The following is a 15,472-nucleotide window of genomic DNA, read 5'->3' as shown; positions in this document are numbered from 1 at the left end:
GTATAAAGTCAGAAAGAAGCGGGCGCGAACCCGCAAGGGAGAGAGCTGGTGAGTGAGACTGTCACGGACGCGGCGCCGAGCCTCGCCGAGAGCGCGCCGCCGGAGTTAATCGGCAAGGGCCCGGTTGTCGAGACCGAATTCTGGAGCATGCTGCCCGACGGACGGGTGCAGTGCGAGCTCTGCCCGCGCTACTGCAAGCTGAAGGAAGGCGCGCGCGGGCTCTGTTTCGTGCGGGCGCGGCAGAACGACCGCATCGTGCTGACGACCTACGGCCGCTCCTCCGGCTTCTGCGTCGATCCGATCGAGAAGAAGCCGCTGAACCATTTCCTGCCGGGCACGCCGGTGCTCTCCTTCGGCACGGCGGGCTGCAATCTCGCCTGCAATTTCTGCCAGAACCACGACATCTCGAAGAGCCGGGAGATGGACGCCATGCAGGCCGAGGCGCAGCCGGAGACCATCGCCCGGGCCGCTTCCAAACTCGGCTGCCGCTCTGTCGCCTTCACCTATAACGATCCGATCATCTTTCACGAATATGCCGACGACGTCGCCATCGCCTGCCGCGAGGCCGGGGTGAAGAATGTCGCGGTAACGGCGGGGTATCTGACGGACAAGGCGCGGCCCGCCTTCTTCCGCCACATGGACGCCGCCAATGTCGACCTGAAGGCCTTCACCGAGGATTTCTACAAGCAGGTGACCAAGAGCGAGCTCGGCCCGGTGCTCGACACGCTGGTCTATCTCCGCGAGGAGACGGATGTCTGGTTCGAGATCACCAACCTGATCATCCCCGGCGAGAACGACAGCGAGCGGGAGCTGGACGAGATGACCGGTTGGGTGGTCGAAAAGCTCGGCCCCGACGTGCCGATGCATTTCTCCGCCTTCCATCCCGACTACCGGATGATGGACAAGGAGCGCACGCCCTTCGACACGCTCGCCCGTGCGCGGCGCATCGCGCTCCGCAACGGGGTGCGCTACGCCTATACCGGCAACGTCCACGATCTCGGCCGCCAGAGCACCTATTGTAGCGGCTGCGGCGAGCGGGTGATCGGCCGCGACTGGTACGTGCTCTCGGACTGGAAGCTGGACGCAAAAGGCTGCTGCACATCCTGCGGCACCAGGCTCGCGGGCGTGTTCGAGGAGAAGCCGGGCACCTGGGGGCAGAAGCGGCTGCCGGTGGATATCGGGGCGTTCGCCTAGCCGATCAGCCCGCGCGCGGTTTCCGTCAGTTTTGCGAGGCTGCTCTCCAGCGTTTCGCCCGCCGTGTCCACACTCGCTTCCGCACGATTGTAGAGCGGGGCGCGGGCTTCCAGGATGGCGCGGAGGTCGGTCATGGCCTCGCGGTTCTGTTCCATCGGCCGCATGTCGCCCTGCTCGACGACGCGCTGCATGTGCTCTTCCGGGCTCGCCTGCAGCCAGATCGTGTGCGCCCGGCGCAGCAACATGGTGTAGGTCTCGGGATTGGCGACGATGCCGCCGCCGGTGGAGATCACCGCCTCGTCATATTCCGACAGGATCTGGTTCAGGCAGCGGTTCTCGTAGCGCCGGAAGGCCGGCTGGCCGGAAAGCGAGAGCAGCTCGCCGATGCTGGCGCCGTAATCCTTCTCGATCACCCGGTTCAGCTCGATGAAGGGAACGCCGAGTTTCTCCGCGAGCGCGCGGCCGAGCGTGGTCTTGCCCGCACCGCGCAGACCAATGAGAGCGATACGACGGCCCCGCGTGCTGCTGCCGGCGAAGCGGCGATCCAGCAGCCGGGCCGCCTCGGAAAGCTCGTCGGCATCCAACGGAGCGAGCAGGGAGAGGATCTCGGTCATCGCCGGATCGGTTCCGCCATGCGGGTCGGCGAGTTCCATCACGGCCATGTCCATGGCGTCGGCGATCTGGTGCAGCACGGCGACGGAAGGGTTGCCGCGCCCGCTCTCGAGCTGGGCGAGATAGCGTTCGGATACGCCCGAGTCGCGGGCGAGGATCTTGCGCGACATGCCACGTTTGGCCCGGGCGGCGCGCACGCGGTCGCCCAAGCGGGCGAGGTAATCCTCGATCCCGAGAGCGCTGCGGCGCGGCGGTATCGTCTCGCTATGCTGTCTCTGCCTCATGGGCTCCGGGTCGACCTTTGCTCGTCTGTCGCGGGCGTGTCACAAGCCAATAGTACCTGAATTATCATTCTTTGCTCCACGCTGTAACATGAATTATAGTGCGTGTCTGATTTAGGTCACTTTATCGAACCGCGGACCGGGCAAGAAGGAGTGGTGGAAGCATGACGGTGAAAATTCTCGTTGCCACGCAAGGCGGTACGGCGGATCTCTGCGCACAGGAAATCGTCGATACCCTGGCGGATCGCGGCATCGATGCCGAAGCGACGCTGATGGGCGATTTCGGTCCGGAAGTGTTCGACGAGGGCGGGCAGTTCATCATTTGCACCTCGACCTACGGCTATGGCGAGATCCCGGACAACGGCACGGAATTCTACGAGGCGCTGGTCGCGAACAAGCCCGATCTGTCCCGCGTCAGCTTCGCGGTCTTCGGTCTCGGCGACATGACCTACGAGGACACCTTCAATTTCGCCGGCCAGAAGTTCGACACCATCCTCGCCGAGTGTGGCGCAGAGCGCGTGATCGAACGGCATATCCACGACGCCAATTCCGGCAATCTCGCCGAGGACGAGGCGATCGAGTGGATCGAGGGCTGGATCTCCGTCATGGAGGCCAAGGCGGCCGCCTGATCTCCTCGGGCGGAACAATTTAAAACCTGAAGAAACGGAGCGCCGGAGAACGGCGCCCAGCATGTCATGGCCTCGCGGGAGGTCGAATTGGGAGGGACGTATGGCGGAAAACGCCGGGGCGGCGCGATTCTATAACGCGGCCGAGGATCTGATCGGCCGCAATCTGGAGGCCGGGCGCGGGGACAAGATCGCCGTCATCGACGGCAGCGGCAGCTACAGCTATCAGCAGCTTTCGGACCGGGTGGAGCGCTTTGCAAACGCGCTCCGGGCCGCGGGCATTCGGCGAGAGCAGCGCGTCATTCTCGCCCTGCATGACACGATCGATTTCCCGACAGCGTTTCTGGGTGCAATCAGGGCCGGCGTCATTCCGGTTCCGGTCAACACCCGGCTGGCGGCGCGCGATTATGCGTTCATCCTTTCGGACTCCCGCGCGGAGGCTCTGTTCGTTTCGGCAAATCTGAAAGACGGCGTGCTGGCTGAGGCGAATACCCCGCGCCTGGTCGTGGTCTCCGGTGGAGAGTCCGGCGGGCATACCTCCTTCGCGGACTTCCTGGCGACGCCTGGAACAGACACAGCGGCGGCCGAGACGGTGCCGGACGACATGTGTTTCTGGCTCTACACCTCGGGCACGACGGGCATGCCGAAGGGCGCCGTGCATCTGCATTCACACTTGCTTGCCACGGCGGATCTCTATGCCATCCCGACCCTCGGGATTTCCGAGAGCGACATTGTCTATTCCGCGGCGAAGCTGTTCTTCGCCTACGGGCTCGGTAATGCGCTGACCTTTCCCTTCGCGGTCGGAGCGACGACGATCCTGCTCGAAGGGCCGCCGGACCCGGTCTCGGTTTCGCGCATCCTGCGTGAGCAGAAGCCGACCATCTTCTTCGGCGTGCCGACGCTCTACGGCATGCTGCTCGCCTCCAAGGACCTTCCCGGACAGGGCGAGCACGCGATGCGGCTTTGTGTGTCCGCAGGCGAGGCGCTGCCGGAAGAGTTGCTGAACCGCTGGCGCAAGCGCGTCGGCCCGGAAATCCTCGACGGGCTCGGCAGCACCGAGATGCTGCACATTTTCCTCTCGAACCGGATCGGCGAGATCTATCCCGGCAGTTCGGGCAAGGCGGTGCCCGGTTACGATCTGCGGCTTGTCAACGACGAGGGCGGGCTCTGCAAGCCGGGCGAAATGGGGATCCTGGAGGTTTCCGGTCCGACCTCGGCGATCATGTACTGGAACCAGCGCGCCAAGAGCGTCGACACCTTCCGCGGCCCCTGGACACGGACCGGCGACAAATACGTGGCCGACGAGAACGGCGTCTATACCTATTGCGGCCGCAATGACGACATGATGAAGGTCGGCGGGATCTATGTGTCGCCCTTCGAGGTTGAAGGGGCGCTGCTGAAGCACGAAGCTGTGCTGGAGGCGGCTGTGGTTGGCCATCCCGATCATGACGGTCTGATCAAGCCGAAGGCCTACGTGGTGCTCGTCGAAGGCGTGACCGAAAGCGCGGAGCTGACCGAGAGTCTGACCGCGTTCGTCAAGGCTGACCTGGCGGCCTACAAGTATCCGCGCTGGATCATCTTTACCGACACGCTGCCGAAGACCGCGACCGGAAAGATCCAGCGCTTCAAGCTCCGGGAAACCGCCTGATCCGGCGGTTTCCCGGTCCGGTGATCGGGATCAGTGCTTCGGGGCCGCCTTGACGGTGGGCTCGAAGCTGACCTTTTTCTGCATCACGGCATGCAGGTCGAACAGCGTCGCGATACCGCGGCCGACCATCTTGAGGGCTTCGTGAACGGCCTTGGACCGTTCCGCCCGGCCGGCGGCCATGTAGCGCTCGATTTCGGCGTGATTGATGGTCTGGCGTTCGATTTTTGGGCTCTTCGCAGTCATTACAGTGCTCCTGTCTAAAGGCGCGCCCGATTGTTGTTGCTGCTTGGCTTCTGCGTTTCCCACTATCGGCAATGTAACCGATCAGGGTTTCGGTATCCATATTGCATTGCAGCAAAGATGGCATGCGGAAACAGAATGTTTCATATGTAAAGCATTCGCGATCCGCATGGGTGCCGAGAGCCGTTTTCGGGCCCTAGCAACTGCAGTTCGGGCAGCGACCGTTGATCGCGATGCGGCGCATATTCTCGCGCCATTCAAAGTGCTTGCGGACGAGTGCACTCAGTCCGGAAAGAATCGCCCAAAGGGCTTCGGAGCGTTCCCGCTTTCCGGCGGCAACACCGGAATTGATCTCTGCGACAGTCGGAGTCCTTATCTGGGATCTGCTCATCTCTCGTCTCCTTGATCCGATGATGTACAGAACATAATCCGATCAAGATAACGAGTTAATTGGCTCTTTTAACACCAAATTAATGACCGTACGGAATTAATAAATCGACTGATTGATGTTTTTGTTGGCTGATTGATGTTAAATCGAACGAATTGATCATTCGGCGGGCGGATCTTGAACGGTTATGATGCGGGTTGCTCGAGGTGGACGACCCGGCTTTTCGGCAAGCGTACGATGGCCGTCGTGCCTTGGCCGCGGACACTCTGCAATCTGATGGTGCCGCCATGAGCCTCAACAAAGGCTTTGCAGATTGACAGGCCGAGGCCGGATCCTTGCGACGTCCGCACGAAGGGATCGTCGCCGCGCACGAACGGCTCCATCACATCGTCCAGGATATCCGGGTCTATTCCGATGCCATGATCCTGAACGAGGATCTCCAGATCGCCGTTGCTGCATGTGCGAACGGTAAGCGTGACCTCGGTATTGGCTGGCGAGAATTTGCGGGCATTGTCGAGCAGATTTACGAGGACCTGCGAGAGCCGGTGCGGGTCCACCAATACGGTCGTGGCCACCGGCTCCGGCCATTTCACGCAAGACGGCTCTTCCCCCGCCGTTGCGTCCAGAAGGCTCCGTACATTGGCAAAGAGGGTGTCGAGAGCGATTTGTTCCTCGGCAAGTTCGATACGGCCACGGTTCGCGGCCAGCTCAAGCAGGTCCTGAACGATCGTCTGCAACTGCGTTCCGGCAATCCGCAATGCATCCAGATATTCGGCGATCTTGCCGCCGGCCCGGAGCGCAGCGATGCGGCCCTGCAGGAGTTCCGTATAGCCGAGGATGGCATTTAGCGGAGTCCGGATTTCGTGTGACACGTTCGCCAGAAGGTGATCTTTCTCCTGCGTCGTGCGTTCCGCGATCCTTTGCGCCGCGAGGCGTGTCCTGGATTCTTCGGCGAGCGCCAGGTTCCTCTCGGCCAGTTCCACCGTCTGCGTCCGGGTCCGGCGCCAGAGGAAATAGATCCAGACCGCCGCCGCGGCCATGATCGCGAAGGCCGTGAGGCTGAGCTGCAGCAGCAGCCGCATGTCGATCGGCTCCTTGATCCGCAGACCGATCCATTTGTTGACGATCTCGGTGCGCTCGGTCGCTGACAGGTGGCTGACCGCCCGGCGGACGATCGAAGTGAACACCGGCCAGTCCTTCCTTACGGCGATCGAGAGATTGACGGAGAACGGGGTCTTTCCCATCACCATGAGCGCGTTGTTCCCGTCTTCGCGGAGCGTATGGACCGTCGTCAGAACGCTCCCGACAAAGGCGTCGACGTGGCCGGCGAGCAGGAGTTCGGTACCTTCGGCGACGGTCCCGACCTGAACGAAGGAAAGCTCCGGATGTCCGCTCATGACGAGTTCGGTATCTGCGTAGCCACGGACCACGGCAACTGTTCTGCCTGAGAGATCGTCCAGATTCGCCGCGAAGAAGCCGCCCTTCCGTCCGAAGATCATGACAGGGAGCTGGAGATAGGGTGACGTAAAGCTGGCATATGCGCGGCGTGTATCCGTTGCGGCTGCAGCGGAGGCGATATCCAGTTCGCGATTCTCGAGCTTGCGCAGAGCTTCGGGCCAGCTCGACTTGGTGTCATAGACGAAACTGATGCCGAGCATCTCGGACAGCTTCGCCAGAAAGTCCGGAGCAAGGCCCTGATAGGTTCCGTCTTCGCCGATGAACTCGATCGGCGCGTAGTCCCTGTCGCCGGCGACGCGGATCGTCGGATGCCGGAGCAGCCACTGCCGCTCCGCCGGTGTCAGGTAAAACGGTGTTCGCTCTCTCTCGACAGAAACCCATTGACCGGAAATCAGGCGCTTCTCACGGACGGTAATGCTGTCGAGAGCTTTCTGGAAAATGTCGCGCAGCACCTCCCGGCCCTTTGCGAAGCCGAAGGCGTTGATCGAGGAGGTTTCCGAGATCGTGCCGTGTTCCTTCAGGTTCGTGATAAGTCCCGCGTGAATGGCATAGTTCGCGACGGCGCGGTTGCCGACATAGGCGTCGACCTCGCCTTTCGAAACGGCGGTCAGCGCGTCGCCGGTTGTCTCGAAACGGACGACCGTCACGCCGGGATAGCGCTGTTCGATCAGGTCGCCGAGAAAGAAGCCTGCCTCGATCCCGACGCGTTTGTTGCTGAGTGCATCGAGGGACGGGAGCCGCTGTTCGTCGACCGGCGCGAATATGACGTGTGGGACTTCTATATAGGGATCCGTGAAGGTGAAGGCCCGCTTCCGGGCCTCCGTGGGCGTGATGCCCGCGATCCCGTCAAGCGCACCGGTTTCCGCGGCTGCGTAGATCTCCGGCCATGGGCCGGGCACGATCTCGATCACATGTCCCAACCTGCGGTCGATGGCTTCGAGGAAACCGGCGCCGATGCCTTCCGGGTTGCCGTCGGCATCGGCATAGTCGAGAGGCGCCCAGGCGTTGTTGGTGCCGATCCGGATCGGACCGAACTTCCGAAGCCAGGCCCGCTCCTCGTCGGTCAACTCGAAGGGAGCGCTGCTGGTCTCCTCGACCACGGTTTGCAGGATCGGTATCCATTTCTGATAGGTCACCGTCTGCTGGACATCCCCAAGTGAGCGAACCGCCTTCTGCAGGATCCGTCTCAGGATCGGCCGATCCGGCCGGATGCCGATGCTTTGTGCCGTTTCGCCAAGGCCGAGCTCGTATTCGGACGCGATCCGGATGTTCGCGAGCCCATTGTGCCGGACGAGATAGGTATTGACCCCGACGACGCCGACATAGGCGTCAGCGCGTCCGACCGAGAGATCCTGAAGTCCCTCCAGAGGCGAGTCGACGAAGCGCGTTATGATGTCGGGATGGTCCGCCAGAACCCGGTCGGTGGTCGAATAACCGCGCACCAGGGCGACCGTCTTGCCGGAAAGGGACTCCGGCCCGAGAACGCTGTAGTCGCCGGTCCGGGCCATGATGACGAGCGGTGTCGGCAGAAAGGGGTCGGTGAAGTCGAGGAATTCGCGCCGCGCGGCGGTCTCGACGACGGTCGCCACGACATCGATGTTTCGCGAGCGGGCCTTGTCCAGAATGTCGTTCCAGTCGCGTACCTGAGCGGCCCGGAAATTCAGTCCCGTCAATTTGCCGATCTGCGCAAACAGTTCCGGCGCGAGCCCCGTATAGCCTCCTTTGTTGCCGAGGAAGCTGTACGGCGCATAGAACGGATCGAAGGCGACCAGAACATCGGGGTTCGACTTGATCCAGTCCCGTTCTTCGCCTGTGAGATCGAGGTGTGCGACCGGCTCAACATTCTGCGCGAACCCCGGAGCGAGAATGAATGGGTAGAACAGGGCCGCAAGGATTGCGGCAAGGAGCGCGGGCTTCACTGAGGAGATCATCCAGGCCTTCTGCCTCTCTCCGGCCAATGCCTATCTCTTTCAGGCGTCAGGAACTGCAGCCGGATCGCGCATGCAGCGCACCCTCAAGAGAAATGTAGAGTGCATTTGATCGCGCCACCCGCGAGAAGGAAAGCTCAAATTGCACAGTCCGGTTGGGCGTAGGGCCGTTTCCCCGAGTATCGATTTCCATCGACAAAACGCGAGCAGGCTCCTAAAACCCGCCGCACTGTTCGGCCAGTGAGGCTTCCCGCACCGGCAGGACCTATTTCAAGCCGGCATGGCTTCCCGTGACGGCAGGAACAGAAAAGGAGCTCTTCGATGAGCACTTCCAACACGGCCGTGTTCGGCCGCACCGGCCTCATCGCCGGCATGACCGCCATGGGTGTCGTCGTCCTCGTCTCCAATATCGCGGTCAACTATCCGATCAACGACTGGCTGACCTGGGGCGCGCTGACCTATCCGATCGCCTTCCTGGTGACCGACCTGGTGAACCGTATCTTCGGACCGGGTCCGGCCCGCAAGGTCGTCTATACCGGCTTCGCGCTCGGCGTCGCCCTGTCGCTCTGGTTTGCGGACCAGCGCATCGCGCTCGCCTCCGGTACCGCCTTCCTGACCGCGCAGCTCCTCGATATCTGGGTGTTCGACAAGCTGCGCCGGCAGAGCTGGTGGAAGGCGCCCCTGATCTCTTCGCTGCTCTCCTCCGCGCTGGATACCGCGCTCTTCTTCTCCCTCGCTTTCTATGCGACGGGCCTGCCCTGGGTGACCTGGGCGGTCGGGGACTACGGCGCGAAGCTCGCCATGGCGGCGGTGCTTCTGGTCCCGTTCCGGGCCTTCATCGCCGTCCTGCCCCAGCGTTTCCAGCGGGATGAACCGGCGGCGGATCCCGCCGCTTAACGGAACCCGATGCACATAAATCTCTTCGATTACGAGCTGCCGCAGCATTTCATCGCGACTCGCCCCTCCGAGCCGCGGGACAGTGCGCGGCTGCTCGATCTCTCGGGCGAGGGGATCGTCGACCGCTCGGTCGGCGATTTCCCCGCTTTGCTCCGACCGGGCGACATCCTTGTCTATAACGACACAAGGGTGATCCCGGCCCGTCTGATCGGCCGACGGGGTGAGGCGCGGATCGAGGCGACGTTGCACAAGGCGGAGCCTGACGGAAGCTGGGCCGCCTTCGTGCGTCCGGCGAAACGCTGCCGCGTCGGCGACCGCGTGCTCTTCGAAGGCGAGCTTGAGGCCGAAGTGATCGAAAAGCGGGACGGCGGTGAAACCGTCTTCCGTTTTCCCGAGACCGGCGCCGCGCTGATCGAGACCCTCAAGCGCGTCGGCTCCATGCCTTTGCCGCCCTATATCAAGCGGGACGAAGGGGAGAGCGTCGACGACGATGCCTCCTACCAGACCATGTTCGCGGCCCGCGACGGCGCGGTCGCGGCGCCGACGGCCGGGCTGCACTTCACCGACCGGCTGATCGGGCGGATCGATGCCGCCGGTGTGGAGCGCTGCGCGCTGACCCTGCATGTCGGCGCCGGCACCTTCATGCCGGTTAAGGTCGAGGATACCGACGATCACAAGATGCATTTCGAGTGGGGCGAGATTTCCGCAGAGGCGGCGGAGCGGATCAACCGGGCACGCGCCGCGGGCGGGCGAGTGGTCGCTGTCGGGACGACGAGCCTGCGTCTGCTCGAGAGCGCGGCGCGGGAAGATGGCTCGCTCCCGCCCTTTTCCGGCGAGACCGGCCTTTTCATTACGCCGGGTTACCGCTTCAAGATCGTCGACATGCTGCTGACGAACTTCCACCTGCCGAAATCGACCCTGCTGATGCTGGTCTCGGCATTGGCCGGGCGCGAGCGGATCCTCGCCGCCTACGAACATGCCAAGGCGGAGGGCTACCGCTTCTTCTCCTACGGCGATGCCTGTCTCCTGAAACGCACGGACCTTTCGACATGACCGTCGGATACGAACTGATCACCAAGGACGGCGGCGCCCGGCGCGGCCGCCTGACCACGGCGCACGGCACCATCGAGACGCCGGCCTTCATGCCGGTCGGCACGGCGGCGACGGTGAAATGCATGCTGCCGGACTCGGTGAAGGCGACCGGCGCGGAAATCCTGCTCGGCAACACCTATCACCTGATGCTGCGTCCCGGCGCGGAGCGGGTGGAGAAGCTCGGTGGGCTGCACAGGTTCATGAACTGGTCCGGGCCGATTCTGACCGATTCCGGCGGCTTCCAGGTCATGTCCCTCTCGAAGCTGCGCAAGATCACCGAGCAGGGCGTGACCTTCCAGAGCCATGTCGACGGCAAGTCGCACGAGCTGACGCCGGAAAGCTCGATGAGGATCCAGCATCAGCTCGATTCCAACATCACCATGTGCTTCGACGAATGCACGCCCTACCCGGTGGAGAAAAAGGAGGCGGCGGAGTCCATGCGGCTCTCGATGCGCTGGGCGCAGCGCTCGCGCGACGCCTTTGTCGACCGGGACGGTTACGGGCTCTTCGGGATCGTGCAGGGAAGCGTGTTCGAGGATCTCCGGCACGAATCCATCGACGCGCTGACGAAGATCGGCTTCGACGGTTATGCGGTCGGCGGCCTCGCAGTGGGCGAGGGGCAGGAGATGATGTTCTCCACGCTCGATTTCACTACCCCGAACATGCCCGAGGACAAGCCGCGCTATCTGATGGGCGTCGGCAAGCCGGACGATCTGGTGGGCGCGGTCGAACGTGGCATCGACATGTTCGACTGCGTGCTGCCGACCCGCTGCGGTCGCACCGGACAGGCCTTCACAAGGCGCGGCACCGTCAATATCCGCAACGCCCGCCATGCCGAGGATCCGCGCCCGCTCGATCCGGGCTGTTCCTGCCCCTGTTGCAAGGATTACTCCCGCGCCTACCTGCATCATCTCTTCAAGACCGGCGAGGTCTTGGGTCTGATGCTGCTGACATGGCACAATCTCGCCTACTTCCAGGAAGTGATGGCCGGGCTCCGCTCCGCCATCGAGGGCGGAAGGCTGAAGGATCATGCGGTCGCTTTCCGGGCCGAACAGGCACTGGGCGATATCGAACCTCTCTGACGGAGCGCGGATGGAGCCGGAACGGCGGATCAAGCCAGAGCAGCGCATCAAGGACGAGGCGGCAGCCATCGGGTTTTCCGCTGTCGGCATCACCCGCGCCGAGGTCGGCACCCGCGAACAGGACCGGCTCCGGGAATTCGTCGCTGGCGGCGAGCATGGCGACATGGCCTGGATGGAAACCCATCTGGAGCGCCGCATCGCGCCGAGGGCGATCTGGGAGGGCGCGCGGTCGGTCGTCGTCCTGACGCAGAATTACGGCCCCGATCATGACCCGATGGAGAATCTCGGCGCCCGCGACCGGGCGAACATCTCTGTCTATGCCCGCAACAAGGATTACCACGACCTCATCAAGAAGCGCCTGAAGCGCCTCGCGCGCTGGATGGTCGAGCAGTATGGCTGCGAGGTGAAGGTCTTCGTCGATACGGCGCCCGTACTGGAGAAACCGCTCGCCGCCGCCGCTGGGCTCGGCTGGCAGGGCAAGCACACCAACATGGTCTCGCGCGAGCACGGCTCCTGGGTCTTCCTCGGCGAGGTCTTCACGGACATGGAGCTGGTGCCGGATGCGGCCGAGACGGACCATTGCGGTAATTGCACCCGCTGCCTCGATATCTGCCCGACCGACGCCTTTCCGCGCCCTTACGCGCTCGACGCGCGGCGCTGCATCTCCTACCTGACGATCGAGCACAAGGGACACATTCCGGAGGAATTCCGGGAAGCGATGGGCAACCGGATCTACGGCTGCGACGACTGTCTCGCGGTCTGTCCCTGGAACAAGTTCGCGGAAGCCTCGTCAGAGGCGGCCTTCGCCGCGCGGCACGATCTCGACCTGCCACCGCTCGCTGAGTTCCTCGGTCTCGATGACGAGGCGTTCCGCGCACGGTTCAGCGGCTCGCCCATCAAGCGCATCGGGCGCGACCGGTTTCTGCGCAACGTGCTGATTGCCTGCGGGAACTGCGGAGACGTCTCTCTATTGCCGCAAATCGAAGCGCTGACACGGGATGCCTCGCCGATAGTCCGGGCCATGGCTGTCTGGGCGTCGGGACGTCTGATGGAGCCTGAGGCGTTTTCTGTGATGCGCGAAAACGCGCGCAACAATGGGGATGACCCGGCGGTTCTTAGGGAATGGGATATCGGGGCGTCTCGTCCCTGATCAGGGTCGAGGTGATCTCATGTTCCCGGGAGCCGCTTCGAAATCACCAGTTGGGGAACATGGCGAGAATCACCTGATCCGCGCCATCTCGCTTGCTATCGACTACCGGCATCAGCAGTTTTGTCGCGGTGCGGTATTTCTTCTGATAGATCCGCACGCTGTCGATCAGGGGCGTAGCGGTCGAGCGCACTTCTGCAAGTTCTTCCAGGAAGGTCGATCCGAAGGACCGGTCGACGTCCGAGGCCCACCGCCCGGTCCAGTCCTGCCCGGTCATTTCGGTTATGAGCGTGCCTTCCAGCCTGTTCATGAAATCCCCGTGTTCGGGAACGTATTCGTAGATGCTGAGATAGCCCAGCCACTCCTGAAGATCATGAGGATTGAACGTCTCGCGGTCAGGAACAGGATTGTCACCGCGGTTTGTGTACCAGTAGGCGAGCAGAGGGATCGCGCGCGAACTCATCTGCTCCTGAAAGCTTTTCGAGGCGGTTTCGAGAAAGGCGGTGTTCATCATCGAGAATATGCCTACATAGACTTTCTAGATCCGGACCGGAACCGGGCTGAAAAGGAACGGATAGAAGCGATAGCCGAGGAGTGAAGCTCCAGAGGCAGAAGTGGCAGTCTAGAGGTCGTTTTCCTAAAATTCCCTTAATTGCGAATAAAATCTTATTAATCTTTCTTTCACGCCTGCCTCGTATCGTCCGGCCACCGAGAGTTCTCTTCCTGAGACCAGTGACGACTTGCGGCAGGCTCACCCGATGGGGCCGTTTGGTAGTGTGTCGAGAACCTCAAGCAACGAGTTTGGGGGCACGTAGATGCGTTCGTTTTCCGATATTCGAATCCTGTGGAAAATTCTCTTGATTGTGGCGGTCAACCTCGTCGCATTCGTCATGCTTGGTGTTGTGTTCAAAGTGTCGGATGACAAGGTCCGGACTTCTCTTGAACAGATGGTCGTGGCGCAGGAAGCTGCCGCCGCATCGTCGAGTCTCGTTCAGGGCCTTGTAAATGTCCGGCATCTGGCCGCCGAAATGGTCCTCACGCTGAAACTGGATCAGCAAGAGGAGCTTGAGGGCGAAGACCGGAAACTGCTCTCCGCATACGACACTTTGGCTGCCGCACCGATTTCGACAGGGATCGACGAGGCGACCCGGACGCTCCTCCCCATCCTGAGCTCGCTCAAGACTGAATACGAGAACCTTGCGTCTGCGGTGGTTGTGCTCGGCGAGTCGGAGAAAGAAGGCTTGCGCGGCCAGCTCCGTGGCGCGGTTCACTCCATTGAAACCATGCTCAAGGAGCAGGCAGAGGCCGCGATCGGCACGAAGCTGGAGTTTCTCAACCAGATGACCATCAAAATGCTGATGATGCGGCGCCACGAGAAGGACTTCATCATCCGCGGGGACAGCGAGAAATATATCGGCAGAATCGAGAAAAGGGCCGCTGAGTTCCGCGAAATCCTCAAAGCAGCGCCGATGCTAGACGAAGAGCGCGAGAAGATTGACCAGCTTCTCGGCGACTATTTCAAGGGCGTTTCGGAGTTCGCGGAGCACAGGGATTCCCTCTACCGGAATCGCGACGCATTCACCTCCCTCGTCACGGGAGCGATCGAAAGCGCAAAGTCCATCGAAACGCTGGCGTCGTCCCTGGAACAGGACGCGGTGGGTGACCAGAACATAACCATGAGCGAGCTCGAGATCGCTCTGCTTGTCACGCTTGTCCTGGCCATCGTCGTCGTTACGATCATCAGCCTCCTCGTCGCCCGATCGGTCAGCAAGCCAGTGAGCCGCATGACGGCGATCATGAAACGATTGTCCCGCGATGATCTGGATGTGGAAATCTCCGATCAGGGCCGAAAGGACGAGATCGGCGAAATGGCTGCCTCGGTCATGGTGTTCAAGGAGAATGCGATCGAGCGCGTAAAGCTCACGGAGGAGCGGAAGGCGGCAGAGGTTCGCGCCAACGACGAGCGTGTCGCCATGCTTCATCAGATGGCGGCAACCATGGAAAGCCGGATCGGCGGTGTTTCAAGTGCCGTGTCCGGAGCTTCGTCCGAGTTGAAAGCGGTCGCGGACCTGTTGTCGAACACGTCGCAGGACACCAACGCGAAGACGAACTCTGTTGCCGCCGCAGCGGAACAGGCATCCGAGAATGTAAGAACCGTGGCGGAAGCGGCGGAGGAACTTGCGTCCGCCATCAGGGAGATCGGCGAAAAGGTTGAGGAAACCGCCAACATTGCCTCCTCGGCAAGTCATGAGGCTGAGCGTACTGTCGCCGAGGTTGAACAGCTGATGCAGGCTTCCCAGGACATCGGCGAGGTCGTCGGCTTGATCGCCGAGATCGCGGAGCAGACAAACCTGCTTGCTCTGAACGCGACGATCGAAGCCGCGCGTGCCGGCGATGCGGGCAAGGGGTTTGCCGTTGTCGCCTCCGAAGTGAAAAGTCTCGCAAATCAGACCGCCGAAGCGACCAGCCGGATCGGGTCACAGATCGGCAACATCCAGAGCGCAACGCAAAAGGCGGCGTCCTCTATCCAAAGTATCGGCGGAACGATCCAGAGGGTGAACGAACTTTCCGGCAATATCTCCAGTGAGATCTCGGCGCAGAGTGCCGCGACGGCCCAGATCGCCCGTTCTGTGGACGAGGCCGCTGCGGGAACGCAGCAGGTCACACGCGACATGATCGGGGTCCGGGAGGCGGTGGCGAGCACCGGCGAGATTGCCCGGACAATTGATAGCGCAACCGCTGCTTTGAGCGAGCAGTCGACGGTTCTCGACCAGGAATTGCGCAACACTGCTCAAACCATACGGACGGCCTGACGGAAATGACATTTTGCCACCGCGATCCCTGAGCCTCGCGGTGGCACAATCGTCTTGGCCGTACTA

General features: G+C 62.2%; 12 protein-coding genes. 8 read left to right on the top strand and 4 right to left on the bottom strand.

Annotated elements, in window-relative coordinates:
* Positions 1 to 48 precede the first annotated feature (48 nt).
* Positions 49 to 1,194 (top strand): AmmeMemoRadiSam system radical SAM enzyme, encoded by a 1,146-nt coding sequence (amrS, locus tag IG122_RS10880; protein WP_319024862.1) that lies wholly within the window; start codon positions 49 to 51, stop codon positions 1,192 to 1,194.
* Here amrS and IG122_RS10875 read toward each other — a convergent pair.
* Positions 1,191 to 2,090, bottom strand: a complete 900-nt coding sequence (locus IG122_RS10875) for a helix-turn-helix transcriptional regulator (RefSeq protein ID WP_193183383.1) — start codon at positions 2,088 to 2,090, stop codon at positions 1,191 to 1,193. The two genes, amrS and IG122_RS10875, sit on opposite strands and share 4 nt — an antisense overlap.
* 161 nt (positions 2,091 to 2,251) lie before the next feature.
* Here IG122_RS10875 and IG122_RS10870 point away from each other — a divergent pair, with 161 nt between their 5' ends.
* Both IG122_RS10870 and IG122_RS10865 read left to right on the top strand, forming a co-directional pair.
* Complete coding sequence (locus IG122_RS10870; RefSeq protein ID WP_193183381.1) at positions 2,252 to 2,716, top strand: flavodoxin domain-containing protein; 465 nt, start codon at positions 2,252 to 2,254, stop codon at positions 2,714 to 2,716.
* 100 nt (positions 2,717 to 2,816) lie between these two features.
* Positions 2,817 to 4,361 (top strand): benzoate-CoA ligase family protein, encoded by a 1,545-nt coding sequence (locus IG122_RS10865; RefSeq protein WP_193183379.1) that lies wholly within the window; start codon positions 2,817 to 2,819, stop codon positions 4,359 to 4,361.
* A gap of 30 nt (positions 4,362 to 4,391) precedes the next feature.
* On the opposite strand, the gene IG122_RS10860 is transcribed toward IG122_RS10865, so the two are convergent.
* Together IG122_RS10860 and IG122_RS10855 are read right to left on the bottom strand one after the other, a co-directional pair.
* Positions 4,392 to 4,604, bottom strand: a complete 213-nt coding sequence (locus IG122_RS10860) for an RSP_7527 family protein (RefSeq protein ID WP_193183378.1) — start codon at positions 4,602 to 4,604, stop codon at positions 4,392 to 4,394.
* A 570-nt stretch (positions 4,605 to 5,174) separates the two neighbouring features.
* On the bottom strand, positions 5,175 to 8,405 hold the full coding sequence (locus tag IG122_RS10855; protein WP_193183376.1) for a transporter substrate-binding domain-containing protein: 3,231 nt from the start codon (positions 8,403 to 8,405) through the stop codon (positions 5,175 to 5,177).
* 291 nt (positions 8,406 to 8,696) lie between these two features.
* Between IG122_RS10855 and IG122_RS10850 the strand changes: the two genes are divergently transcribed.
* The 4 genes from IG122_RS10850 to queG are packed head-to-tail and all read left to right on the top strand — an operon-like array spanning position 8,697 to position 12,596.
* On the top strand, positions 8,697 to 9,272 hold the full coding sequence (locus IG122_RS10850) for a queuosine precursor transporter (protein WP_226893502.1): 576 nt from the start codon (positions 8,697 to 8,699) through the stop codon (positions 9,270 to 9,272).
* A 9-nt stretch (positions 9,273 to 9,281) separates the two neighbouring features.
* Positions 9,282 to 10,325 carry a tRNA preQ1(34) S-adenosylmethionine ribosyltransferase-isomerase QueA gene (queA, locus tag IG122_RS10845; RefSeq protein ID WP_193183374.1) on the top strand — a complete coding sequence of 348 codons (1,044 nt, stop codon included), beginning with the start codon at positions 9,282 to 9,284 and terminating at the stop codon, positions 10,323 to 10,325.
* A complete protein-coding gene (gene tgt / locus IG122_RS10840; protein ID WP_193183372.1) occupies positions 10,322 to 11,446 on the top strand; it encodes a tRNA guanosine(34) transglycosylase Tgt in 1,125 nt (374 codons plus the stop codon). Before queA ends, tgt begins: the two co-directional genes overlap by 4 nt.
* Positions 11,394 to 12,596 (top strand): tRNA epoxyqueuosine(34) reductase QueG, encoded by a 1,203-nt coding sequence (gene queG, locus IG122_RS10835; RefSeq protein ID WP_449867097.1) that lies wholly within the window; start codon positions 11,394 to 11,396, stop codon positions 12,594 to 12,596. The genes tgt and queG overlap by 53 nt, the downstream gene beginning before the upstream one ends.
* A 43-nt stretch (positions 12,597 to 12,639) precedes the next feature.
* Here the strand turns inward: queG and IG122_RS10830 are convergent, their stop codons facing one another.
* On the bottom strand, positions 12,640 to 13,107 hold the full coding sequence (locus IG122_RS10830) for a PAS domain-containing protein (protein WP_193183370.1): 468 nt from the start codon (positions 13,105 to 13,107) through the stop codon (positions 12,640 to 12,642).
* A gap of 301 nt (positions 13,108 to 13,408) precedes the next feature.
* Here IG122_RS10830 and IG122_RS10825 point away from each other — a divergent pair, with 301 nt between their 5' ends.
* Positions 13,409 to 15,406 (top strand): methyl-accepting chemotaxis protein, encoded by a 1,998-nt coding sequence (locus tag IG122_RS10825; protein ID WP_193183368.1) that lies wholly within the window; start codon positions 13,409 to 13,411, stop codon positions 15,404 to 15,406.
* The last annotated feature ends 66 nt before the right edge of the window (positions 15,407 to 15,472 follow it).

It is taken from the genome of Nisaea sediminum (assembly GCF_014904705.1).
Classification (GTDB): Bacteria; Pseudomonadota; Alphaproteobacteria; order Thalassobaculales; family Thalassobaculaceae; genus Nisaea; species Nisaea sediminum.
The sequence above is the reverse complement of the archived record's forward strand: the minus strand, read 5'-3'. Positions and strand labels throughout refer to the sequence as shown.

What these genes read in the sequence shown, in the direction of transcription:
- IG122_RS10875 (WP_193183383.1), bottom strand. Translation starts at nt 2,090, where the DNA reads ATGAGGCAGAGACAGCATAGCGAGACGATACCGCCGCGCCGCAGCGCT.
- IG122_RS10870 (WP_193183381.1), top strand. Translation starts at nt 2,252, where the DNA reads ATGACGGTGAAAATTCTCGTTGCCACGCAAGGCGGTACGGCGGATCTC.
- IG122_RS10865 (WP_193183379.1), top strand. Translation starts at nt 2,817, where the DNA reads ATGGCGGAAAACGCCGGGGCGGCGCGATTCTATAACGCGGCCGAGGAT.
- IG122_RS10860 (WP_193183378.1), bottom strand. Translation starts at nt 4,604, where the DNA reads ATGACTGCGAAGAGCCCAAAAATCGAACGCCAGACCATCAATCACGCC.
- IG122_RS10850 (WP_226893502.1), top strand. Translation starts at nt 8,697, where the DNA reads ATGAGCACTTCCAACACGGCCGTGTTCGGCCGCACCGGCCTCATCGCC.
- queA (WP_193183374.1), top strand. Translation starts at nt 9,282, where the DNA reads ATGCACATAAATCTCTTCGATTACGAGCTGCCGCAGCATTTCATCGCG.
- tgt (WP_193183372.1), top strand. Translation starts at nt 10,322, where the DNA reads ATGACCGTCGGATACGAACTGATCACCAAGGACGGCGGCGCCCGGCGC.
- queG (WP_449867097.1), top strand. Translation starts at nt 11,394, where the DNA reads ATGCGGTCGCTTTCCGGGCCGAACAGGCACTGGGCGATATCGAACCTC.
- IG122_RS10830 (WP_193183370.1), bottom strand. Translation starts at nt 13,107, where the DNA reads ATGATGAACACCGCCTTTCTCGAAACCGCCTCGAAAAGCTTTCAGGAG.
- IG122_RS10825 (WP_193183368.1), top strand. Translation starts at nt 13,409, where the DNA reads ATGCGTTCGTTTTCCGATATTCGAATCCTGTGGAAAATTCTCTTGATT.